Raw genomic sequence first — 23,692 nt, 5'->3', positions numbered from 1 at the left:
CAGTGAAACTTGCCGATGCGCAGGCAGAGGCTTAGTTGAACCAATCGGGTTCGTAGTGTCGATTGATCGAAGCGCTAGCGGAGATCTTAACGCGACTAACAATCAGTGGGGATAAGGAAAACCCCCACTGATTGAAGTTTCACTTTATGCAAAAACCTGTTTCAAGTCATCCTTTGAGTGTTGCAGCCAGAATCTCATAAGACGCTTTGACCCTTCAAGATCATGAAGCTTTGCCTGACCGCATTGCTTCTCATTTGCCGCGGGGATTTCAGTAATTTCAACTGCATCTTCCATTGTAGCTTCCAGCAGATCAATTATTTCTTCAACTGACGGCTCACCGCTTACCACTAAATAATAGCCGGTCTGGCAGCCCATCGGGGAAATATCAATAATGTCGAAATGGTCATATTTCTCTGCATGAGTACGGATATTAAACGCTAGGAGATGCTCAAGTGTGTGTATGACATCCGGCTTCATCGCCTGTTTATTTGGCTGGCAGAACCGGATATCAAACTTGTTCACTAATCCGTCACTGCCCACCTTATGGACACCGCAGTGCCTCACGTAAGGCGCTTTTACAGCATTATGATCCAACTCGAAACTTTCTACTGAAGGCATATAAAACACTCCCCTAAAGTTTTCCTTTTACTATAACATAATATCCGACTAAATTCATCAAATTAATATGAAAATTATGACTTTTCCATGATATTATGTTATTTTAAAAGAAAATATGATTTAACCGGGAAAGGTAATGCCATGCTAAAAAAAATTCTCATTTCAATATTTCGTTTTTATCAAATTGTGATTTCCCCGCTCAAGCCTCCTACATGCCGGTTTTATCCGACATGTTCCCATTATGGGCTGGAGTCAGTTAAGCGATTCGGCGCCTTCAAGGGCGGCTGGCTGACAATAAAACGGATCCTTAAATGCCATCCCCTTCATCCGGGCGGTGTCGACCTGGTTCCAGAGCAATGGCCCAAAAAGAAAAAGAATTAACCCTCGTATCCGTCCACTACAAGGTCAAGCTTGCCTGTGCCGGGATGAATAACAAGCCCATGCACAGGCACATCTGCCGGCATCAGCGGATGCTTTTTCACCATATGTACACTATGGGATACACTATCCTCTACATTTTCAAAACCTCTTAGCCAATCATCTGCAGCGATTCCTGAATATGTCATCGTATCCAGTGCATCGTCAGTAATGCCTCTCTCCTTCATGCTGCTGACAACCGCATCAGCCTTCATTCCACTCATGCCGCAGTCATGATGGCCAATTACAAATACTTCTTTCGCCTGCAGCTGATAAACAGCTATTAATATGCTTCTCATAATACTTCCAAATGGGTGGGTTACTAAAGCTCCTGCGTTCTTAATGATTTTCACATCACCGTTTCTTACATTAAGCGCTTTTGGCAAAAGCTCTACTAAACGTGTGTCCATGCAAGTCAAAATAACCATTTTCTTATTAGGAAATTTCGTTGTTTCAAACTCTTCGTACTTTTTTTCTTCAACAAATTGCTGGTTATGGTTTAAGATCTCTTCTAAAAGTTTCAATTGTTCCACTCCCTGTCTTTTTGTGAATACTTTGATTGTAAGAGCTATTGCTCCCATACTTGACGAAAAAATGTCAATACTAATAAAGACCTTTCACTGGCCTCTACAATTATGATACATAAAGTAGAAGCTCCAAACAAATTTTTTCCTTGCTTTTTAGCTGGATATTTTGTAAGATTACTAAGGAAAATCGTAATGATTACGTATTAATACCATACTTATAAACATTATTTAAAATATGGTCCGTTCTTTAAATCGTAATAACTACGCTTTATAAAAGGAGGAGAAAAATGAAAAAGGCATTTTTGATATATATTCTGGGGCTAATCCTTGTTCTTTCTGGCTGTACAGGTGATAAGACAGAGGAAAACAGCAGCAAGACTATGGTTTATACAACGGTTTATCCTCTTCAATACTTTACTGAACAAATCGGAGGAGAAGCGATAAAAGTTGAAACCATCTACCCGCCCGGGTCGGATGAACACACTTTTGAACCATCTCAAAAAGATATGATGAAGCTGGCCGATTCAGATCTATTTATTTTTATAGGACTGGGTCTTGAGGGTTTTGTGGAGAAGGCAAAAGAAACACTGAAAAATGAGAATGTAAAAATGGTGGCGGCTGGAGAAAACTTAGAGTTTGTCCACTCAGATGTAAATCATGATCCCGCGCATGAAGAAGAAAATGCAGATGATCATGAAGCTGGTGCTGAAGACGGGCATGATCATGATCACGGGGATATTGACCCGCATGTTTGGCTTGATCCTTTATACTCCAAAGAATTGGCTGAATCTATAAAAGATGCTTTAGTGGAACAGATGCCTGATCAGAAAAAGCAGTTTGAACAAAATTATATGGAGCTTGCCCAGGAGCTTGATAATCTTCACAATGATTTTGAGCAGACAGTTCAAAGTGCAAAGCATAAGGAATTCATCGTTTCACACTCAGCATATGGTTATTGGGAAGACCGTTATGATCTGGATCAAATCAGTGTATCCGGTTTAAATTCTTCCAGTGAGCCTACTCAGAAAGAGCTGCAGAAAATCATTGCTGAAGCAAAAGAACATGACTTAAAATATGTATTTTTTGAACAGAATGTCAGCTCAAAACTGACTGAAATTCTGCAAAAAGAAATTGGCGCAACCCCTTTACAACTTCATAATTTATCCGTTTTAACGGAAAAAGATCTTAAAGAGAAACAAACGTATTTTACTCTTATGCAAGACAATCTGTCGGCCCTTGAAAAAGCTTTAAATGAATAATAATCATATTTCACCTCCCGCCTTGGGAGGTTTTTTCATCTAAAAAGCTCTGGCCATAACATTCCTGCAAATGCCATGACTGTTTCGCCAGCCATTGCAGAAAATATAAAAGACCACGCGATTTCGGCCTGGTCATATTTTTTCTGCTTAGGAGGAATAATCGATGGCAAAAGATGTTTTATGTGAAGTAAACAACTGCACTTTCTGGAAAGATGGAAACCTATGCAGCGCAGACCAGATATACGTAGTCAGCCATACTGGCAAAACGGCAGACGACACTAAAGAAACAGACTGCAAAACGTTCGAACCGCATTAATGGTGACAGGCACCGCCCGAATTTTGTCGAATTCCGGCAATGCCATTTATGCATATTACTGCAAAAGCGGTGCATAGGCTGCACCGCTTTTTTTTATATAAATAAGTTTATTATTTTTTTTATCGGGAATGTATAGAATAACAATAACCTATAGGAGTGATACATATGTTATCAACCGTTATTTTGCTTGGAGCTGCTTTTGCCGCTGCTGCTGGATTAAGCTCCTTTGCCATTAAAGAAGATTCATTTATTAAAGACGAAATTACTCATTAATTGATTATATATGGCGCTGCGGATGCGCCTTATTTTTTTGCATTCAAAAGAAAACCGCCGTTCTGCCGGAATAGAACTGCGGTTTTTTTCTACAGGACAAAACTTTCCTTTGAGATTGTAACTTCACTCAGTCTTTTCTCATTAATCTCAAAACCAATTCCCGGTTTATCGGGAACCTTAATCATTCCGTTCTTTACGGTGACTTCAGGAAGAATAATATCTTCTTCCCAATACCTTTGTGACGCTGAAATATCACCTGGAATGGCAAAGCCCTCCAGAGAAGCCAGCGCAATATTATGGGCACGGGAGATTCCAAACTCGAGCATACCTCCACACCAGACTGCGATCCCTTTATCCAGGCAATAATCATGGATTTTCTTTGCTGTCCCTAAACCTCCAACCCGGCCAATCTTAATATTGATAACTTTACAGCTTTCAAGCTCGACAGCTCTTCTGGCATCATTAAAGGTAACAATACTTTCATCCAGGCAGATCGGTGTTTGCAATTCCTTCTGAAGCTTTGCATGATCAACAATATCATCATGTTCAAGCGGCTGTTCAATCATCATAAGCCCGAAGTCATCAAGCCTTTTTAACTGGTCTATATCCTCCAATGAGTAACCTGAATTAGCATCAGCCATTATTGGCAAATCGGGATAATAGCGGCGGATTTCTGAGATCAATTCATAATCATTTTCGGGGCTGATCTTTATTTTGACCCTTTGATAGCCGCTTTCCAGATAGCTTTCAATTTGCTTTCTTACTTCTTCCTTTGTTTTGGCGCCAACAACCACGCCGGATAGAATTTGTTCCCTCTTACCGCCTATAAATTTAGAAAGAGAGCTATTTTCTTTTTTGGCAGCCAGATCCCATAAAGCCGTTTCCAGCGCTGCTTTTGCCATTTGATTTCTTCTCAGGGCTTCAAAAACACGTCCTGCATCTGAAGGATGCTTAATACCAGCTTTTCGCAGGATCGGGATAAGAAACTCCTTTAGCATATGATAGCTCGTCTCAACCGTTTCCTCTGTATACCAGGGGGAAGAAAAAGCGACTCCTTCCCCATATCCCTTCCGTCCTTCCGTATCAATTACTTCAACTATGATTCCCTCTCTGTCCTTGACAGTTCCTAAATGAGTGGAAAATGGCGTTTTTAGGGGCATCGCAATTCTATACAAAGTAATAGTTTTTATATCCATGCTATTTCCCGCTTTCCCCGAGAAGTTCCCGTAGCTTCCTTCTTAATATCTTCTTTGAAGCATTCCTGGGAATTTCATTAATCATGATGATCTTTTTAGGCACTTTATACTTTGCCAGCCTCTCTAAGCAGTACTCTGTCAATTCTTTTTTATCTAGGCTTTCGTCCCCTGCAATAAAGGCGACAGGCACCTCACCCCATACCTTGTCCTTCATGCCAATAACCCCTGCATCCCATATTTGGGGGTGTGAAGCAAGAACGCCCTCAATTTCAGCAGGATAAATATTTTCCCCGCCTGAAATGATTAAGTCTGAACGCCGATCAAGTACATATAAAAATCCTTCTTGATCGACATAGCCTATATCTCCGGTTGAGAGCCAGCCATCATTTATTTTTTTCGCAGTTTCTTCTTCACGGTTTAAATACCCTTTCGTCACATTCGGGCCTTTCACAAGAATCTCACCGGCTTCTTCAGGATCCGCAATCCCCCCATTCTGATTAACAATTTTCAGCTGAGAAGGAAATAAAGGCTTACCGGCTGAACCTAATTTGCTGAAACTGTATTCCGGTGCCAGAGTAACAATCTGTGACGAAGTTTCCGTCATTCCGTAAGTCTGGTAAACAGGAATACCCTTCTCCCTGCAAACTTCCAGAAGAGATTTCGCTGCTGGACCTCCCCCTAATAACATACATCTGAAATAGTCCGGCAGCCGCTCATTTTTTAGTTCACCTGCAATCCGAGTGAGCATCGTACTCACAACAGACATGATGGTCACTTTTTCTCCGGAAATGGCTTTGATGGCTTTTTTCTCATGGAAAGATTCAAAAAGAACCATTTTCATGCCGTAGATGATGCTTCGCATTAAAATGGAATAGCCGCTAATATGAAAAATCGGAACAGCACACAGCCAGCTGTCGTTTTCATTCAGCCCTAAGTTTAATGCAGACCCCACTGCACTCCACCAATGATTACCGTATGTTTGCAGAACGCCTTTCGGATTCCCTGTTGTACCGGATGTATACATGACAGTACAAACCTCATTAAGACTTATTTCCTCTATTAATGCCGGCTCGGCAGGATCTTTCCTGAAGAGCGCTTCTTTATGTATTGCCGAAATTCCCGGTAAAGAGTTTACAACCTTTTGGCTGATTCCATCAAAGGAACTCTCTGTCAAAAGGAAAGCGGACTTCGAATCATCCAGTTGCCAAATTAATTCCTCGGCAGTCAGCCTGTTATTTAATATAACGGCCTTCACATCGATTAGCTGCAGAGCCAAAAGGATAAAAACACTGTCTTCATGATTTCTCAGCAGCACACCTGCAAACTGGCCTCCCGTTAATCCAGCTGCCTGTAATTGCCCTGCTATCATGTATGCACGATCATATACTTCGGAAAATGTATAGGTTTCTCCCAAGAATGAAAGAGCTGGGCGTTCAGGTGTTAAAAATGCCCGCTTTTGAAGAAAATTCGGCACTATTTGCGCTTCCATCATAAACACCTCACTTCATGCGATTTTTCATATAAAAACAGCCTGATGGACTGGCCATCAAGCTGAAAAATAGTATACCCCTCAAATCAAGGGAAACGCGGGAATTGGCCAAAGTCCGGCTTGCGCTTTTCTTTGAATGCGTCACGGCCTTCTTTCGCTTCATCCGTTGTATAGTATAGAAGAGTTGCGTCACCGGCGAATTGCTGGATTCCAGCAAGTCCGTCTGTATCGGCGTTGAAGGCAGCCTTCAAGAAGCGGATAGCAGTCGGGCTCTTCTCCAGAATTTCTTCACACCACTTAATTGTTTCTTCTTCCACTTTCTCAAGCGGCACAACCGTATTAACAAGCCCCATATCCAGAGCTTCCTCGGCGCCGTACTGGCGGCACAGGTACCAAATTTCGCGTGCTTTCTTATGGCCGACGATTCTTGCAAGATATCCTGAACCGTAACCTGCATCGAAGCTTCCCACTTTCGGTCCTGTTTGTCCAAATACAGCGTTATCAGCTGCAATCGTTAAGTCACATACGATATGAAGGACATGTCCTCCGCCAATCGCATAGCCTTTTACCATCGCAATAACCGGCTTAGGAATGACACGGATTAAGCGCTGAAGATCCAGAACATTTAAACGAGGGATCTGGTCATCCCCTACATATCCGCCATGTCCTCTGACAGATTGGTCTCCGCCTGAACAAAATGCTTTGTCTCCTGCACCTGTAAGGACTATAACACCTACATTTTCATCATCACGTGCGTACGCAAAGGCATCAATTAATTCCATTACGGTTCTTGGAGTAAAGGCATTGTGGACTTGCGGTCTATTGATGGTAATTTTCGCAATTCCATTGTATGTTTCATACATAATCTCTTCGTACTTTTTTCCTGCAACCCATTCTACAGCTGACATACATGTTTCCTCCTCAATATGTATTGTATTAAATAGCGCGATAATTGCCGCACAGCTTAACGCGAGCAAAGGACATCATTCTTCAATCTTTACTGTTTTTGTATTAATCTCCCCTGATTGCGACAAAAACCCACTTACTATTGTACCAAATAATTCAGGTTTCTCCACATGAATTGCATGTCCTGCATTTTTGACGGGCTTCCACTGAACATTTGGCAATGCTTTCGACATCTCTTCTGCAATTCTGCAGAATTTTTTGTCCAGCTCCCCGGTCAATAGAAGGACTGGCATTTTCAGATTACCGAGCTCCTCCCACCAGGATGGCTGTGAACCTGTGCCCATGCCATTCAGGCTGTTTGCCAGACCACCTATAGAATTGGCCATACGCTGGTTTCTTATTCGTGTTCGTACTTGATCAGGAAGATTTCTTTGGCTTTGAAATAAGGGGATATTCTCCCAATAATCGATAAAATTCACAATGCCTTCCTTCCTGATTCTGTCAGCCAGCCTGGCATCCTGCACTCTTCTTTCATGCCTTTCTTCTTCTGTCCTAAGCCCTGGGGAAGCACTTTCCAAAATCAGCGTGCGGACTTTTTCAGGATATTTAACTGCAAAAGTCAGCGCAAGCCGTCCCCCCATGGAATATCCAAGAACATCAATTTTCCCGATTCCCATCTCTTCTAAGAGACTGTTTATCACAGCGGCACACTCTTCTATTTGATAATGGGCAATATCAGATGGTGCTCCAGACTTCCCATGGCCGATGATATCCAAAGCTATTGTCTTCGAGTGACCTTCCCAGAATGGAGTGAACTCTTTCCACCCCTCACTATTTCCCGTGAAGCCATGAAGAAGCAGGAGCGGAAATCCCTTACCCCACGTATCGACATGATAGTGAACCCCATTCATGACATATTTCATCGGCATTCACCCTTCCAGCAATCGACTTATTTCCCGGGAAACAGAATTCCACAATTCTCGATGCTCAGTTAAATTCCTGTCCCGATTTGTCGTAATTTCCATTACCTTCAAGCCGGGTATGTCCATGTTCCGTTTGAAGGCGGAAATAAAATGTTCCCAATCCGATATCAAATCATATTGCCCGCCAAACATCTTAATGGCATGGCTGAAATCAAGATCCAGCGGTGTTCCGAACAGTTTTTCAAAGTTATTGGGGTAATTCGCCTGAGGCAGGAATGAAAAGATTCCTCCTCCATTATTATTAATCAGCAATATATTAATATCAATTCCATACTGCTTAGAGGCTATTAAACCGTTTAAATCATGAAAGAAAGTTAAATCACCGAGCACAAGATAGAGCGGCTGGGATGCCATTCCGGCACCCAGAGCTGTTGAAACGGTGCCATCAATGCCATTTGCTCCCCTGTTGGCCATTACTTTAATGCCTTTTTGATTAAAATGGAAGAAAGTATCCAGATCCCGTATAGGCATACTGTTTCCTACAAATAAGGTGGAGTCTTCCGGAAGCATTTCTGCCAGCTGGAAAAACAATTTACCCTCGCTCAATTCATCTGCTTCATTAATATCAGCAAGCCTTACTCTTGTAAGATCATTGATTTTTTTCCACAGTGCAATGAATTCATCATTCTCTGAAGCGTTTAAATATGACATGACGGATTCGCAGAACAGCAGCTCATCGCAATGAATCATTTCGGTCGAGAGCAATGAAGGATCACGCCATCCGCCGCCTCCATCAACAATTATCTGCCGGGCAGTACTGTTTTCTTTCATGAAAATGGACAATGGCTTTGATACAGGCATAGCACCGAAGCGAATGATGAGATCCGGCTTAAGCGCTTTTTTTGCATCGTCATTTTTCAAAAAGGTATCATATGCATCCATAATGAAACTGCCATCGTGCAGTCCGCTTCTCAACTGTGATAATGGATCGGCAATGATCGGAAAGTTCAGCTTTTCCGCCAGTTTAATAACGGCAGCCGGGAAGCCGGATTTTTCCAAATGACCGCAGATTATAATCCCTTTTTGTGCGGAGTTTAAAACCTGTGCCATTTCTTTGTACTCTTCATGAGGCAAACTAAGTTTGCCACCCTGAATATTTACATACCCTTCCGTTCGTTCACTAAGCTCAAATAAATCAGCACGATCCAGCTGCGGAACTAGCGGCTCACGGAAAGGGAAATTAAGATGTACAGGTCCAGCCGGCGAACTCTTGGCGGCAGAAGCAGCTCTAGCACATACTGTTCGTGCATAACGAAGCATTTCTGCTGAATTCTCGGGAGGAGCCATCTCAACAAACCACTTTACATTTTTACCATATAAGTGAATCTGATCGATTGCCTGTGGAGCGCCTACATCCCTTAGTTCATGTGGCCGGTCCGCCGTAAGCACGATTAGCGGCACTCTGGAATACCGTGCTTCCACAATGGCGGGGTAGTAATTGGCTGCTGCTGTTCCGGATGTACACAGTAAAGCTGCCGGTTTTTGGGATGCTTTAGCAATGCCCAACGCAAAAAAGGCAGCCGAACGCTCGTCTACATGAATATGTACACGAAGCTCCGGATGCTCTGCCATTACCATTGCCATTGGGGTAGAACGGGAGCCGGGACTGACCACGACATCCTCTACCCCGCTTTTTACTAATTCAGCCACAAATGCGGCTATATATGAAGTTAAAGCTTCCTGATGATTCACTTCTCATAACCCCCAAGAGCCGTAAGCATAGGCCGGAATTTAATTTTTGTTTCCTGGTATTCGCTTTCGGCATTTGAATCCTGTACCACTCCGCAGCCTGCAAATAAGGATGCCTCATTCCCCTGAATTAGACCGGATCTTATCGCAACAGCATATTCGCCATTTCCTCTAAAATCCATCCATCCTAATGGAGCAGCATAAAAGCCGCGATCCAGTTCTTCTGCTTCTCTGATTTTTTCTACAGCTTCTCTTTTAGGCAGGCCTCCAAGCGCAGGAGTCGGGTGAAGACGGTCGACTAAAGCAAGAAGGGAAGCATCTTCCCTGGTCTTTCCTATTACAGGGGTATATAGGTGCTGAATATCCCGCATCTTCATCAGCTGCGGCTCATTCGGCAGTTCAACTTCTGTGCAGGATTCTTCCATAGCTTCCTTTATCATATCCACCACATATTGATGTTCAGTCAAGTTCTTTTGATCATGCAGTAATGTTTCTCCAAGGATATGATCATCTTCTTCCGTTTTGCCTCTGGGGATGGAACCTGCCAGACAAGTTGTAAACACGTTTTCCCCGTATTTTTTTATAAGGCGTTCAGGAGAGGCTCCAATAAAGCAGTCACCGTTCGATTCAAACGCAAAGATAAAGCTTTCACTCTGCATTTTCATCAAATTCTGAAGAACTCTTTCAATCTCAATCGGCTTTTCATAAATGAGCCTGGATTCCCTCGCAAGCACAACCTTTTTTAATAGGGATCCTGATTTTAGTTCATTAACAATTTCATCCACTGTCTCCATCCATTTTTCGGGATTGATATCTGCTTCTTCCTGAAGAGTGTTTGCACTCTCAGGATGATAATCATTAATTGAACCTATTAGGATACTTCTTTCAGCGGCTATCTTTTCAAAAAGTGATTCACTATCATGCTGTGTACAGACAACATTTGTTGTCAAAAAAGCTTGTCCATTGATTTCACTGTACATATAAGCCGGCACATGAAAAAGGGAATTGGAATACTTCGACCAAAGCTTTGTTTTTTGCTTCAGCGGGTCAAAAGAAAAACCGCCAAACATCACGGGCCCGGTTGCATTTTCATTATAAGAGTTAAAAATGATACTGTTATTAATAAAACGCTTCCATTCCTTTTCAACCCGATTAAATCTGTCTGTACTTTCGTCTGACTGGATTTGCCTGCAGATGCCAAGCCCGATTATATAAGCTTCACCGGAAGGATCCTTCCAGAAAAAGCGTTCACCAAAAAAACGGCTCTTTCCTGCCGCATAAAAAGAAAGGGGGTCTATATGATTTATTTTTTTCACTTCACTCACTAAAACAGGCTTTGATAAGGCTTTGGCCCTCTCAATCGCCTCCTGGATCCCTTCTTTTAGTTCCGTATCTTGTATCGTAACCAAAAAAATCCCTCCAATAACAGCTTAATTTGCCGTTATCCTACTTTAAACTCATTCTAAGATACACCTGTGATTCAAGGAATGTCAATGATGTCAATCCAGCCATTCCTTTTTGTATCCTTTATATTATAGCTTACTTTCGGCATCTATAATATCAATTAACTCAGGTTCACTGTAAATAACTGTTACGTTACAGCATTCATGGCAAATACCGGTGCATTTTACGGCAATAATACGTTGACACTCCTGCCGTATTTTCCTAAACTTAAGGTGTTTGGTATAGTTGGCGTATGGGGGTTTACTTTGACAATACCCTGATAATCAGTTAAAATAAACAAGTTTGAATGATGCAATGATTGACCACTACAGAATAGATAAATAAGGGGAGAGTTATCATGCAACCACAAGCACAGACCAATTTTCCGCCTGCTTCGAGCTCAAAGAACTGGAGAGTCTGGTGGCAGCTGACCAGGCCGCACACTTTGACCGCTGCTTTTGTTCCGGTTTTACTTGGAACAGCTCTTGCAATGGAACTTACCGAAATAAATTTCAGCCTGTTTTTTGCCATGCTGGCAGCAAGTCTGCTGATTCAGGCTGCTACCAATATGTTTAACGAATATTATGATTTCAAAAGAGGGCTTGATACGGAAGACTCTGTTGGAATCGGCGGAGCGATTGTCCGCGAAGGAATCAAACCAAAAACGGTCCTGAATTTGGCCTTTGGGCTGTACGGAGTTTCGATATTGCTTGGTTTCTATATTTGCATGAACACAAGCTGGTGGATTGCAGTAATCGGACTTGCCTCCATGGCAGTAGGATATTTATATACAGGCGGTCCTCTTCCGATTGCCTACACACCATTTGGTGAATTATTCGCAGGTTTTTTCATGGGTATGCTAATCATTCTTATTTCTTTCTATATCCAGGCAGGAACCGTAACCGCAACAAGTGTTTTAGTTTCATTCCCAATATTGATTCTTGTTGGCGCCATTCTGCTGGCCAATAATATCAGAGACCTGGATGGAGACAAGGAATTCGGCCGTAAAACATTGGCTATTCTTTTAGGAAAAAATGGAGCGATTAACCTGCTTGCCGGTATGTTCATCGTGTCTTATGCATGGGTCTTCATATTAATCGCCATGAACATCATAACACCATGGCTTGCTATCGTTGTCCTTAGTGTGCCTAAGGCCATTAAAGCAACGAAGGGCTTCATCGGCAAAACACTTCCGATGCAAATGATGCCTGCGATGAAAGCAACTGCACAGACAAATACAATCTTTGGCTTCCTTTTATCAGTAGGCCTGTTTCTCGGATATCTACTATAATCATCTATTAAACCTCTGCTTCTATGGCAGGGGTTTTTTGCTTGGAAAAAATCAGCAGAAATCGTCATCCTGGTTTCATCCCATTATTAACGGGTATTTTTTACGTAAGGAAGATGCAGGCCGTAAAATTACTTCTTCCGTTATGATTTTGCAAACTACGTCCATACTAAACCCATATAGACTAAGATTTGATATCCGGCGGAGCAAAACTGTCAGAGCTCGGCTTTATTATAAGCTTGACTATCAGATCAACAGGCTTTTATAAAAATCATCAAAACTAAGGATGTGACATAATATGTTGACCAATGAACAGATCAGCACTTTAAAAAAGGAATTGAATGATGAAAAGGAATCACTGGAGTCCCAGCTGCAGGGTAATAAAGAAGGAAGTCTGGAAGGTGCAAGTGCCAGAGATGCAGTAGGAGAGCTATCACTGTATGATAACCATCCGGCAGATATGGGTTCTGAACTTTATGAACGTGAAAAGGATTTTGCTTTAGAAGAGCATCATGACTCCGAACTCAATAAAGTGAATGCTGCACTAATGGCAATAGAAAATGGTTCATACGGCAAATGCAAAGAGTGCGGTTCTGATATTCCATACGAGCGGCTGGAAGTGATTCCGGCAACCCTTTACTGTAAGGATCATAGTCCGGAACAAAACGTGCCGGGAGACCGTCCTGTTGAAGAAGATGTGCTTGAACCTGCTCACGGAAATACCTTCCAGCATCATCAATTCAGGGAAGTAGTAGATAATGAAGACAGCTTTCAGGAAGTTGCCCGGTTTGGCACTTCTGAGACACCCTCTGATTTAAGGGGCGACTATGAAGATTATAATTCCCTTTATAATGAAGGCCATGACGACGAAGGGTTTACAGAAGATTATGAGACATTTGTCGGTAATGATCTTGAAGGCAAGGAGAGAAAAATCTATCCTTCCAAGAAACAGGAAGAGTATGAAGCGATGCTGGATGAAAATGATATCGAAGCACCTTTCGGCGATGTGCCGTATCATGAGACTGACGGCTATGTGGATGAAGATAAGAAAGATAAGGATTAAAATAAAAGCGATGCAGCTGCATCGCTTTTTTATGTCAAATGGCAAAATAAGATACCCTTATTTATAGTTTGGATTCGATATCCTGGATAATCTCATCAATAGTATCGGAAACATCGTTTGTGCGGCGGGCAATGGAGATGCTGAATTCCAGTAGTTCTTTATAATTTTTCACCGGAATAGAATCACTTGTTTTCTCGAATTCATTTAGTTGCAGTCCAATATTTTGAAGATGCAGCAAAACTTCTTCCATAGATCCTCTCTCGATTTGGTACACTTAACAGCTACCCCCTTTATATCTAATGATTTCATTATCAGGGTTTTTAAACCTTTTTTGTAGTGGAAATTATTGTTAATATTTTTCCTTTGCAGAGTAAAACTTCGCCACAAAGGAAATATTAGTTTTAGAATAAATTGCTGGGAGGTTCATTATGTCCGCACAAATGAAAGCAGCATGCTTTTCAGAATATGACAAACTTGAACAAGTGGTGTTATGTGAACCAAAGTACATGACGATAGTAGATACCATTAATGAAACGCAGAAGCATTATGAAAAAGAGGGTATTAACATCGACGTGGCGATGAAACAGCACAGGCACTTTGTCAGCGCATTAAAAGATCAGGGTGTCGAAGTCGTATTGCTGCCCCCGCTTGAAAAATACCCTGAGCAGGTTTTTACCCGTGATATCGGATTCACGCTTGGAGAAAAGGTGTATGTTGCCGAAATGGCAGCTGATATCCGGCAGGGAGAGGAAAATATTCTGAAACAATGGCTGGAAGTAAATCAGGTTCCTTTTTACAATCTTACCGGTGATCGTATAGAAGGTGGCGATGTTCTCATCGATGGCCAGACTATATACGCAGGAGTCAGCAGCCGGACCCACGAGGAAGCGATTGAACATCTTCGCAGCCTTATGCCTGATTATGAAGTCATATCCGTCCCCTTCACTGATACATATCTTCACCTTGATTGTGTATTTAATGTCATTTCACCAGAGGAAGCTCTTATTTTTCCAGGAGAGATTCATGGGGAAAAAGTAAAAATGCTGGAATCGCGCTATGATTTAATTAAAGTCTCCGAAGAGGAGCAATTCACTCTTGGAACGAACGTCCTCTCAATTGGCAATAAAAAAATCTTCAGTCTTCCCATTAATAAGAATGTCAATAAAGAGCTCAGGTCCAGGGGCTATGAAGTCATTGAGGTAGACATTACTGAAATTATTAAATCCGGAGGTGCCTTCCGCTGCTGTACCATGCCGGTTAAGCGCAGTCAACATTAATCACCAAAAACAGCCTCTTCTCACAAGAAGGGCTGTTTTTCTTACTACTTATTCATCATCTCAACGCCAGCGGGCTTGATTTTCCATATTTCGCGTGCATATTCGCTGATTGTGCGGTCGCTTGAAAAATAGCCTGAACCGGCAATGTTCATTAAGCTCATTTTCAGCCAATGATTCCGATCCTCATATGCCTTTCCGGCTTCTTTCTGGATATTGACATACGAAGCAAAATCCCGCAATACAAAGTACTGGTCATTTTCCATCAGCAATGAATCAAAAATGGGCTCGAACTCATCATCTGCATCCGGGAAAAATCCATTCACAAGCTGGTCGGTGACCTGGCGGATTCGCTTATCATGATGGTAATACTCCCTGGAATTATATCCGCCATTCTGGTAATAGCTGAGCACCTCATCTGCCGTCAGGCCAAAGATGAAAATATTGTTATCTCCTGCTTTTTCTTTTATCTCAATATTGGCTCCATCCAGTGTACCAACTGTCAAAGCTCCATTCATCATGAATTTCATATTCCCTGTACCTGATGCTTCCTTGCTTGCTGTAGAAATCTGCTCGCTGATATCTGCAGCGGGGAAAATTTCCTCCGCCAGAGAAACCCGGTAATTTTCAAGAAAGATAACCTTTAGAACATCTCTTGTCTGCGGATCGCTGTTTACCTTTTCAGCAACGGTATTAATTAATTTGATGATTTTCTTTGCATAGTAATAGCCAGGGGAAGCTTTTGCTCCAAAAATAAAAGTCCGCGGATGCATGCGGAAATTGGAATCTTCCTTCAGCCTGTTATATAAATGCATAACATGAAGAATATTTAGCAGCTGGCGTTTATAAGCATGCAGACGCTTAACCTGAATGTCAAAAATCGAAGACGTATCAATCTTAATGCCCTGCTGCTCCTGAATGCGCTTTGCCAATCTTTCCTTGTTCAATTGCTTAATCTGATGCAGCTGCCCAAGGAAAACTCTATCATTCTTAAAATCTGCCAGCTCGCGGAGCTTTTCCGGTTCCCGAATCCAGCCTGCCCCAATGCTCTCATTTATAAGACCAGACAAAAGCGGATTGGCTTTCAAAAGCCATCTTCTGTGTGTAATCCCATTGGTTTTATTATTAAATTTCTCAGGAAAAATTTCATAAAACTGATTCATTTCCCGCTTCTTTAAGATTTCTGTATGAAGGGCGGCAACACCATTTACGCTGGAGCTGCCAACAAGGGCAAGATGTGCCATCTTAACCTGGTCATGTGCGATAATTGCCATATCCTCAATCCGCTTCCAGTCACCCGGATATCTGTCCCAAAGATCGCGGCAAAAGCGCTCATTGATTTCATTCACTATCATAAAAATCCGCGGCAGCAAAGGCTGGAAAATGCGGACAGGCCATTTCTCCAATGCCTCTGAAAGAGTTGTATGATTCGTATAGGCAATCGTCCGGACCGTAATATCCCAGGCTTCCTCCCAGCCCATTCCCTCTTCATCCAGCAGGATTCTCATAAGTTCAGGAATGGCAAGAACCGGATGTGTATCATTAATATGAATGCTCACATATTCATGGAAATCTCTTAAACTGGTATGCTGCTTTCGATAGGAACGGACAATGGAACGGATACTGGCCGAAACAAGAAAGTATTGCTGCTTCAGCCTCAGGATCTTCCCCTCATCATGGGTATCATCAGGATATAGAAACTCGGAAACAGATTCGGTTTCCCGCTTATATTTTAAAATATCATGATTTACAGGATAAGGAGACGGTTCAGCATTCCAAAGCCTGAGAGTGTTAATCGTATCTGTTTGATAGCCGGCGACAGGCATATCGTAGGGAACAGCCGAAATGGTTTCCGCATTTACATGGCGAAACACAAGCCTTCCGTTGTCCTCTGCCGTTTCGACTTTTCCCCAAAAAGGAACTTCAATGGCCAGATCGGCTTTTCGGACTTCCCATACATGGCCGTTCCGCAGCCACTGCTCCGGAAGCTCCACCTGATAGCCATCCACAATTTTCTGCTCAAATAGGCCATGCTTATAGCGAATTCCACAGCCATGGCCGGGAAGGTTTAAGGATGCCAGCGAGTCCATAAAGCAGGCAGCCAGACGTCCCAGTCCCCCGTTTCCAAGCCCTGCATCTGCTTCGATTTCTTCAAGGCGGTTGAGGTCAATGCCCAGATCTGCCAGGCCTTCTTTTACAACCTGCTCAATTCCCAGGTTTATCAGATTATGATGAAGCAGGCGGCCCAATAAAAACTCGATGGATAAGTAATATACCTGCTTTTCACGGTCGATGCGGTATCGTTCATTTGTATTAATCCACTCTGTGCTCACATGTTCCCTGATCATATTTCCGAGAGTGAAGTAATGATCTCTTTCTGTGCTTTCGCCAAAGCTTTTTCCACAGGTCATCTCCAGTTTCTTCAGGAATTCCTCTTTGAACTCATCGCGATCAGAAAACATGGCTTTCACTCCTTGAAACAAGGCCTGCATATAGCTGATTGTATTTGAAAGCAGATTGTGCCCAGCTGTTATCCATACCCATCGCATTTTTCATAATCTGCTCCCATAATTTGCTGTCACTGTAAAAGCTTATTGCTCTTCGAATGGTGTACAGCATGTCATGGGCATTAAAGTGGCTGAAGGAAAAACCGTTTCCTTCTCCTGTGTATTCATTGTAAGAATGGACGGTATCATTTAAACCGCCTGTTTCCCTGACGATGGGAATGGAGCCATATCTCATCGCAATCATCTGCCCTAACCCGCAGGGCTCAAATTGTGAAGGCATTAAGAATAAATCGGACCCTGCATAGAATTCATGTGCAAGCCCTTCATCAAACCCAATATATGCTTTGCATTTATCCGGGTAGCCCGCTTCCATCTCCCTGAAAAATTGCTCAAACTCAGGGTCTCCAGTCCCTAGAATCAGGACTTGAACATCACCCTGCATAAGCTCATGGAACACACATTTTACAAGGTCCAGGCCCTTTTGCTTTGTCAGCCTCGTAACCATGGCTATCAAAGGAACCTTTTCCTTCACCGGCAAGCCGAATTTTTTCTGAAGATGAACTTTATTCTCTTTTTTAATCTGCAGCTTTTCAGCGGCATAGTTCTCTTTTATATATGGATCCTTTTCAGGATTATAAAATTCATCATCAATCCCATTTAAGATTCCTTCCAGGTCACAAGCTCTGCGTTTCAGCAAATCATGCAGCTTCTCACCGTAATACTCCGTTTGAATTTCATCTTTATACGTAGGACTGACTGTGGTAATTTTATCAGCAGCGACAAGTCCGCCCTTCATGAAATTGATGTTTCCGAAGAATTCAAGCTTATCCGGATGGAAATGGCTATAGTCAAGCCCTAATAGATCCCCTAAAGCAGTCCCTGGCATAATCCCCTGAAATTGAAGGTTATGAATGGTGAAGACTGTCCGAATGAATTCATACCCCTTTTTCGCACGATACTCAACCCTGAGGAGAAAAGGAATCATCCCGGTATGCCAATCATGGCTGTGAATAACATCTGGACAGTAATCTATATGCTGAAGAGCATCCAGCACGGCCCGGTTAAAATAGGCAAACCTCTCTCCATCATCAAAATAGCCGTATAATTTTTCACGGTTAAAGTAATATTCATTATCCACAAAATAGAATATGATTCCCTGGTGCTCAAGTTCTTCAATTCCGCAATACTGGTTTCTCCAGCCTACCTGAACTGTAAACTCGCACTTTTTTGACATTTTCTTTTTAAAATCATCTGATATGGAACCATACTTGGGAAGAATCACCCGTACGTCAGTCCCCTGTTTGGCAAGCTCTTTCGGAAGAGAACCGGCTACGTCTGCAAGACCTCCGGATTTGACGAATGGAACACATTCAGAAACAGCAAACAATACTTTCACGAGTTCATCAGCGCTCCTTGTACGGTACCCTTGCGAATTACCAGAGGCATTTCACTTCTTCCCTCAATTCTGGCACCGGATTCTACCTTAACATCTTTATCTAAAATAACAGAGTCTAAAACACAGTTCTCTCCAATTTGGGTTTTTTGCATGATTATACAATTTTTCACGACTGAGCCCTTGCCAATTTTGACCCCGCGGGAGATAATGCTGTTCTCGACTGTTCCTTCAATCATGCAGCCATTTGCAATCATTGAATTCTTTGCGCTCGCACCTTTTACATATCGGGTTGGCGGTTCATCTTTTACTTTTGTATAAATGGGCTGGCTGCGCAGAAAAATATTATTCCATGCCTCCGGTTCCAATAGCCCCATGCTGGCAGCAAAGTAATTTTCAATGGAATCAATCATAACAGCCAAGCCGGTATATTCATAATTGCATATCGTGTACGAATGGTGGATATCTGTAACAACATCACTCATGCACGTGTATCCTGTTTCGTTTCTATTTTCTATTAAACTAATAAGCATCGAGGTTTTTACAAGGTACATTTCCAGGGACCGTCCATCCTGGCGAACAACTGTAATATCACACCCCGTCATAATATGTCTATCCAGAACAGGCCTGAAATCCATATTAAAAACGGTGAAACAGTTCGAGATCAAGGCATACTCCTGCTTGCTGCGATAAAAATAATCCAAATTGGCAGCAAAGTGATTGAAAGATCCGATCCCTTTACTTGGACTATCCAGCAAAGGAGACGGAAAAAAGAATAGCCCATCCCTTTTTCTGTTTAGGTCCCAGTTTTTGCCTGAACCAAGATGATCCATTAAAGAGCGATATTGATACTTCGGAAATATGGCAACACTCTCAATATCCGAGTTGACCATATTGGAGAGAACAAAATCGATCAGCCTGTAGCGGCCTGCAAACGGAACAGCTGCGAGCGACCTGTGTACTGTCAATTCCTCTAAACCTTCATGGTAGGTTGTTGCGTCTATTACACCAAGCATTCTCTTCTTCATGACATTCCCTCCCGTTTTATTGGCCAGGAGCCGTTTAGGCATCCAGCTGTAAATTAAGAACAAATACCCTGTATCATTTCCTGTGTTATCAGAATAATTTCGTCATCTTCTTCGGAAGCACTAATCACAACGCCATCAGGTATGTTCATTCCGCTTGGCACAATCGCCTTTTCAATATAAACATTTTCGCCAATCACAGCATCAGGCATAATGACCGATTCACGGATCACCGTATTCTTCCCAACCTGAACCCCTTGAAAAAGCACTGACTTTTCCACTTCGCCCTCAACCGTACAGCCTTCATTTATCAAAGACTCTGCAACTTCCGCCTGAGTTGAAATATACTGGGGAGGGTGATTCGGATTCACCGAATAAATCCGCCAATCATGATCAAAAAGATTCAGCTCGCACTCATCATCCAGTAAATCCATATTTGCTTCCCACAGGCTTTTAACTGTACCAACGTCCTTCCAGTAGCCATTAAACGGGTATGCGAACAGCTTTTTATTTTCATCAAGCATTAATGGAATGATATCCTTCCCAAAGTCATGGCTAGATTCCGGGTTGCGGTCATCCATTTCCAGATATTCCTTTAAAACAGACCAATTAAAAATATATATTCCCATGGAAGCCAGATTATTTTTTGGATATGCTGGTTTTTCCTCAAATTCTGCGACCCGCATCTCACCATCCGTGTTCATGATGCCAAATCTGCTTGCCTCCGGCCAAGGCACTTCAATTACTGAAATAGTGGCATCCGAGCCTTTTTCAATATGATATTTAAGCATCAGCTCATAATTCATTTTATAAATATGATCACCGGATAAGATCAGGACATATTCTGGATCATATTGCTTTAGATAATTGAGGTTCTGATAAATGGCACTGGCTGTTCCTGTATACCATTTGACTTCCGATGATTCGCTGTAAGGGGGCAGCACTGTCACACCGCCGTTCTTTCTATCAAGATCCCATGCGCTGCCTATGCCAATATACGAATTCAGAACCAGCGGCTGGTATTGTGTCAAAACACCGACTGTATCAATTCCGGAATTGGTGCAATTGCTCAATGTAAAATCAATGATCCTATACTTTCCACCAAAAGGAACTGCAGGTTTCGCCAGGCTTTTTGTCAGAGAACTAAGCCTGCTCCCTTTCCCTCCTGCTAATAGCATTGCGACGCACTTTTTCTTTCCCATTTTCCTTCCTCTCCTTCCGATGTTTTACAGGGCGTAATATTGAAATGCCAAATGGCGGAATAGACATTTCCAAACTGAACGGCTTGCCATGAAACTCTTTTTCCTCACTCTTAATGACCCTCTTGTTTATGCAATCTGATCCTCCAAAGCTATCATTGTCACTGTTAAGTATTTCCCGGTAAGATCCCATATCTGGTACGCCTATACGATATTTTGGATATATAGCCGGTGTAAAATTGCAGACAATCACGAGATAATCATCCTCTTTGGAGCCTTTCCTGATAAAAGAAAAGATGGATTGGTGCGAATTATGACAATCAATCCATTCAAAGCCATCCTGAAGGTGATCAAGTTCAAAAAGAGGCTTGGAACGTTTATAAACCTTTATTAATTCTTTCACATAATCATTTGCTTTTTTATGCATCTCGTAATCAAGCAGATGCCAATCAAGCTGATCTTTGTCTTTCCATTCGGAAAACTGCCCTAGTTCACTCCCCATGAAAAGAAGCTTCTTGCCTGGATGGACAATCATATAGCCTAAAAGGAGCCTGTATTGGGCAAACTTTTGCCAATAATCGCCCGGCATTTTATCCAGCAGCGATTTTTTTCCATGGACAACTTCATCATGTGAAAAAGGCAGTATGAAGTTCTCTGTAAAAGCATATAAAAGTGAAAATGTCATTTTCCCATGGACACCAGATCGCCTCTCGGGCTCTGTTTCCATATATGTAAGGACGTCATTCATCCAGCCCATATTCCACTTGTAATGAAAACCCAGCCCCCCATAATGAACTGGTGCAGTCACTTGCGGCCAGTCTGTTGAATCCTCTGCCATCATGAGAAAGGAAGAATCATATTGTGAAACCACTTTATTGAGATTTTGCAGAAAACCGGTACCAAACGGATTTTCTGTTTTCCCATCCCGGTTCGGCCAATAAATAATATTAGCAACTGCATCAACCCTGAAGCCGTCAATATGGTATTTCTCCATCCAAAAAACAGCGTTGGAAATAAGAAAACTCTGCACTTCATTTTTGCCGAGATCAAAATTGGCGGTTCCCCATACCCGGTTCTCTCTGTCACCTTCTGTTTCATACTCATACAAATACGAACCATCAAACTGATAAAGGCCATGGGCATCTTTACAGAAGTGCCCCGGCACCCAGTCCAGAATCACCCCAACACCATGCTGGTGGCATTGATCAACAAAATACATAAAATCATGAGGACTGCCATAACGGCTGGTAACCGAGTAATAACCTGTTCCCTGATAGCCCCAGGAAGCGTCGAGCGGATGCTCAATTAGAGGAAGCAATTCTATATGAGTAAACCCATGCTCCACCACATAAGGTATTAATTCCCCTGCAAGCTCCCGGTACGTATAGGGACTGCCCGATTCTTTTTGCTTCCACGAACCAAGATGGACCTCATAAATGACCGCAGGCTCTGTAAAAATAGGCTTCTTTTCTTTTTTTTGCATCCATTTGCTGTCATTCCACTGATATCCATCCAGCGAATATACTTTAGAAGCTGTATTCGGCCTTACTTCTGAAAAAAAACTATAAGGATCAGCCTTTAAAAGCATATCTCCTTTCTTTGTAGTAATTTCATACTTATACAAGGCACCTTCCATGTTTCCATCCAGCTGAATAATCCAGACACCTTCCTTATTCACTCTATGTAAGGTATAGCCTTCTCCATTCCAATCATTGAAATCACCGACTAATCTGATAATTTCAGCATTCGGTGCCCATACACAAAAACGGGTAATCACTGCTCCTCCGTTTGAAACTACATGTGCACCAAATAACTGGTGACTCTCATAAAGCGTCCCTTCATGGAACAAATGCAGCTGATAATCGGTTGGAAACAAAGTATCCACTACCATCCTTCTCCCCACCCAGTCTCGATTCTTTTGACTTTCCTGTTATATTCGCTGCATCTGGGAAAAGTCCTTGTAAAAGTTTTTTTAATTTTATGACAACAACATTCATATTCCGCTAATATCCGATAGCATTTTGCCCATTTTAACAGCCTTCGACATAATCTCCGGTAAACTTAGACAAAATAAAACAAAGTATGCAAGCAAAAAATGAAAGGAGAATAATATTTTGAGCAATAAAGAAGAAGAGTTATTATTGAATGAGGCTTCCAAAAAGGAAATAAGAATTCCGCTATTTGAAGCACCAGATGGAAAGATTATGGCCACTGGTGATATGTTTAGGGGCCCTTATACGGGAATATCTTCTGAAATCGATTTGAATAATCCAGGCAATAAATTAAGCAGGGAAGAAGAGAAATTTGATTAAATAGGAGCGGACGGAACGCAAAAGTGATCTGCACAAAGACAACAAAAAAGCTGCCAACAAATTGTTGACAGCTTTTTTGTATGACCCCTACGGGATTCGAACCCGTGTTACCGCCGTGAAAGGGCGGTGTCTTAACCGCTTGACCAAGGGGCCAATATGGCGGAGAAGGAGGGATTTGAACCCTCGCGCCGGTTACCCGACCTACACCCTTAGCAGGGGCGCCTCTTCAGCCACTTGAGTACTTCCCCATATATGGCTCCGCAGGTAGGATTCGAACCTACGACCGTTCGGTTAACAGCCGAATGCTCTACCACTGAGCTACTGCGGAACAATAATATAAAATGGTGGGCCTAAATGGACTCGAACCATCGACCTCACGCTTATCAGGCGTGCGCTCTAACCAGCTGAGCTATAGGCCCATTTTGGAGCGGGTGAAGGGAATCGAACCCTCATCATCAGCTTGGAAGGCTGAGGTTTTACCACTAAACTACACCCGCATAAGGTTATTAATGGTG

The 23,692-nt window shown here is 42.4% G+C and carries 21 protein-coding genes and 5 tRNA genes; 7 read left to right on the top strand and 19 right to left on the bottom strand.

The window, feature by feature from the left end:
- Window positions 1–144 precede the first annotated feature (144 nt).
- Entirely contained in the window at window positions 145–618 is a 474-nt protein-coding gene (locus tag BK139_RS22645) for an S-ribosylhomocysteine lyase (RefSeq protein WP_076263311.1), read from the bottom strand.
- 141 nt (window positions 619–759) lie between these two features.
- Here BK139_RS22645 and yidD point away from each other — a divergent pair, with 141 nt between their 5' ends.
- The gene (gene yidD, locus BK139_RS22640; RefSeq protein WP_048011104.1) at window positions 760–999 is read left to right on the top strand and encodes a membrane protein insertion efficiency factor YidD; all 240 of its coding nucleotides are present in this window, start codon (window positions 760–762) and stop codon (window positions 997–999) included.
- Here yidD and BK139_RS22635 read toward each other — a convergent pair.
- The gene (locus BK139_RS22635) at window positions 996–1,559 is read right to left on the bottom strand and encodes a beta-class carbonic anhydrase (protein ID WP_076263309.1); all 564 of its coding nucleotides are present in this window, start codon (window positions 1,557–1,559) and stop codon (window positions 996–998) included. The genes yidD and BK139_RS22635 overlap by 4 nt on opposite strands.
- A 290-nt stretch (window positions 1,560–1,849) precedes the next feature.
- Here BK139_RS22635 and BK139_RS22630 point away from each other — a divergent pair, with 290 nt between their 5' ends.
- Together BK139_RS22630 and BK139_RS22625 are read left to right on the top strand one after the other, a co-directional pair.
- The gene (locus BK139_RS22630; protein WP_076263306.1) at window positions 1,850–2,821 is read left to right on the top strand and encodes a metal ABC transporter solute-binding protein, Zn/Mn family; all 972 of its coding nucleotides are present in this window, start codon (window positions 1,850–1,852) and stop codon (window positions 2,819–2,821) included.
- A gap of 163 nt (window positions 2,822–2,984) precedes the next feature.
- Window positions 2,985–3,137: a DUF1540 domain-containing protein gene (locus tag BK139_RS22625; protein ID WP_076263303.1), complete on the top strand. Its 153-nt coding sequence runs from the start codon at window positions 2,985–2,987 to the stop codon at window positions 3,135–3,137.
- A gap of 362 nt (window positions 3,138–3,499) precedes the next feature.
- Here BK139_RS22625 and menC read toward each other — a convergent pair whose 3' ends face one another.
- The 6 genes from menC to BK139_RS22595 form a co-directional block, all read right to left on the bottom strand.
- Window positions 3,500–4,606 carry an o-succinylbenzoate synthase gene (gene menC / locus BK139_RS22620; protein ID WP_076263301.1) on the bottom strand — a complete coding sequence of 369 codons (1,107 nt, stop codon included), beginning with the start codon at window positions 4,604–4,606 and terminating at the stop codon, window positions 3,500–3,502.
- Between the two features lies 1 nt (window position 4,607).
- A complete protein-coding gene (locus tag BK139_RS22615) occupies window positions 4,608–6,095 on the bottom strand; it encodes an o-succinylbenzoate--CoA ligase (RefSeq protein ID WP_076263299.1) in 1,488 nt (495 codons plus the stop codon).
- An 86-nt stretch (window positions 6,096–6,181) separates the two neighbouring features.
- On the bottom strand, window positions 6,182–7,003 hold the full coding sequence (gene menB, locus BK139_RS22610; RefSeq protein WP_048011098.1) for a 1,4-dihydroxy-2-naphthoyl-CoA synthase: 822 nt from the start codon (window positions 7,001–7,003) through the stop codon (window positions 6,182–6,184).
- A 75-nt stretch (window positions 7,004–7,078) separates the two neighbouring features.
- Complete coding sequence (gene menH, locus BK139_RS22605; protein ID WP_076263313.1) at window positions 7,079–7,924, bottom strand: 2-succinyl-6-hydroxy-2,4-cyclohexadiene-1-carboxylate synthase; 846 nt, start codon at window positions 7,922–7,924, stop codon at window positions 7,079–7,081.
- A 6-nt stretch (window positions 7,925–7,930) separates the two neighbouring features.
- Window positions 7,931–9,676 carry a 2-succinyl-5-enolpyruvyl-6-hydroxy-3-cyclohexene-1-carboxylic-acid synthase gene (gene menD, locus BK139_RS22600; RefSeq protein WP_076263297.1) on the bottom strand — a complete coding sequence of 582 codons (1,746 nt, stop codon included), beginning with the start codon at window positions 9,674–9,676 and terminating at the stop codon, window positions 7,931–7,933.
- Entirely contained in the window at window positions 9,673–11,082 is a 1,410-nt protein-coding gene (locus BK139_RS22595; RefSeq protein WP_076263294.1) for an isochorismate synthase, read from the bottom strand. The genes menD and BK139_RS22595 overlap by 4 nt, the downstream gene beginning before the upstream one ends.
- Window positions 11,083–11,474: 392 nt before the next feature.
- On the opposite strand from BK139_RS22595, the gene BK139_RS22590 reads away from it, so the two are divergent.
- Both BK139_RS22590 and BK139_RS22585 read left to right on the top strand, forming a co-directional pair.
- Window positions 11,475–12,407 carry a 1,4-dihydroxy-2-naphthoate polyprenyltransferase gene (locus tag BK139_RS22590; RefSeq protein ID WP_076263291.1) on the top strand — a complete coding sequence of 311 codons (933 nt, stop codon included), beginning with the start codon at window positions 11,475–11,477 and terminating at the stop codon, window positions 12,405–12,407.
- A gap of 295 nt (window positions 12,408–12,702) precedes the next feature.
- On the top strand, window positions 12,703–13,467 hold the full coding sequence (locus BK139_RS22585; protein ID WP_076263289.1) for a TraR/DksA C4-type zinc finger protein: 765 nt from the start codon (window positions 12,703–12,705) through the stop codon (window positions 13,465–13,467).
- Window positions 13,468–13,528: 61 nt separating this feature from the next.
- Here BK139_RS22585 and BK139_RS22580 read toward each other — a convergent pair whose 3' ends face one another.
- Window positions 13,529–13,741 (bottom strand): hypothetical protein, encoded by a 213-nt coding sequence (locus tag BK139_RS22580; RefSeq protein WP_048011093.1) that lies wholly within the window; start codon window positions 13,739–13,741, stop codon window positions 13,529–13,531.
- Window positions 13,742–13,895: 154 nt separating this feature from the next.
- On the opposite strand from BK139_RS22580, the gene BK139_RS22575 reads away from it, so the two are divergent.
- A complete protein-coding gene (locus tag BK139_RS22575) occupies window positions 13,896–14,744 on the top strand; it encodes a dimethylarginine dimethylaminohydrolase family protein (RefSeq protein WP_076263287.1) in 849 nt (282 codons plus the stop codon).
- A gap of 44 nt (window positions 14,745–14,788) precedes the next feature.
- Here the strand turns inward: BK139_RS22575 and BK139_RS22570 are convergent, their stop codons facing one another.
- The 5 genes from BK139_RS22570 to glgB are packed head-to-tail and all read right to left on the bottom strand — an operon-like array spanning window position 14,789 to window position 22,756.
- Entirely contained in the window at window positions 14,789–17,203 is a 2,415-nt protein-coding gene (locus BK139_RS22570; protein WP_076263285.1) for a glycogen/starch/alpha-glucan phosphorylase, read from the bottom strand.
- Window positions 17,193–18,644 (bottom strand): glycogen synthase GlgA, encoded by a 1,452-nt coding sequence (glgA, locus tag BK139_RS22565; protein ID WP_076263282.1) that lies wholly within the window; start codon window positions 18,642–18,644, stop codon window positions 17,193–17,195. The genes BK139_RS22570 and glgA overlap by 11 nt, the downstream gene beginning before the upstream one ends.
- Window positions 18,641–19,669, bottom strand: a complete 1,029-nt coding sequence (locus BK139_RS22560) for a GlgC family sugar phosphate nucleotidyltransferase (RefSeq protein WP_076263279.1) — start codon at window positions 19,667–19,669, stop codon at window positions 18,641–18,643. Before BK139_RS22560 ends, glgA begins: the two co-directional genes overlap by 4 nt.
- A gap of 53 nt (window positions 19,670–19,722) precedes the next feature.
- Entirely contained in the window at window positions 19,723–20,868 is a 1,146-nt protein-coding gene (locus tag BK139_RS22555; RefSeq protein ID WP_076263276.1) for a glucose-1-phosphate adenylyltransferase, read from the bottom strand.
- Window positions 20,810–22,756, bottom strand: coding sequence for a 1,4-alpha-glucan branching enzyme (glgB, locus tag BK139_RS22550; protein ID WP_076263273.1), 1,947 nt, complete (start codon window positions 22,754–22,756; stop codon window positions 20,810–20,812). The genes BK139_RS22555 and glgB overlap by 59 nt, the downstream gene beginning before the upstream one ends.
- 223 nt (window positions 22,757–22,979) lie before the next feature.
- On the opposite strand from glgB, the gene BK139_RS22545 reads away from it, so the two are divergent.
- The gene (locus BK139_RS22545) at window positions 22,980–23,177 is read left to right on the top strand and encodes a hypothetical protein (protein ID WP_076263270.1); all 198 of its coding nucleotides are present in this window, start codon (window positions 22,980–22,982) and stop codon (window positions 23,175–23,177) included.
- 81 nt (window positions 23,178–23,258) lie between these two features.
- Here the strand turns inward: BK139_RS22545 and BK139_RS22540 are convergent.
- The 5 genes from BK139_RS22540 to BK139_RS22520 all read right to left on the bottom strand — a co-directional run bounded on the left by BK139_RS22540 (window position 23,259) and on the right by BK139_RS22520 (window position 23,674).
- Window positions 23,259–23,330, bottom strand: a tRNA-Glu gene (locus BK139_RS22540).
- A 4-nt stretch (window positions 23,331–23,334) separates the two neighbouring features.
- A tRNA-Ser gene (locus tag BK139_RS22535) sits at window positions 23,335–23,425 on the bottom strand.
- Window positions 23,426–23,430: 5 nt separating this feature from the next.
- Window positions 23,431–23,505, bottom strand: a tRNA-Asn gene (locus tag BK139_RS22530).
- Between the two features lie 14 nt (window positions 23,506–23,519).
- Window positions 23,520–23,596: transfer RNA gene (locus BK139_RS22525), tRNA-Ile, on the bottom strand.
- 4 nt (window positions 23,597–23,600) lie between these two features.
- A tRNA-Gly gene (locus BK139_RS22520) sits at window positions 23,601–23,674 on the bottom strand.
- Window positions 23,675–23,692: the final 18 nt, after the last annotated feature.

Origin of the sequence: Paenibacillus sp. FSL R5-0490 (genome assembly GCF_001956215.1) — a bacterium.
GTDB lineage: Bacteria > Bacillota > Bacilli > Bacillales > Cytobacillaceae > Cytobacillus.
This window is presented reverse-complemented; position numbering and strand designations above follow the sequence as displayed.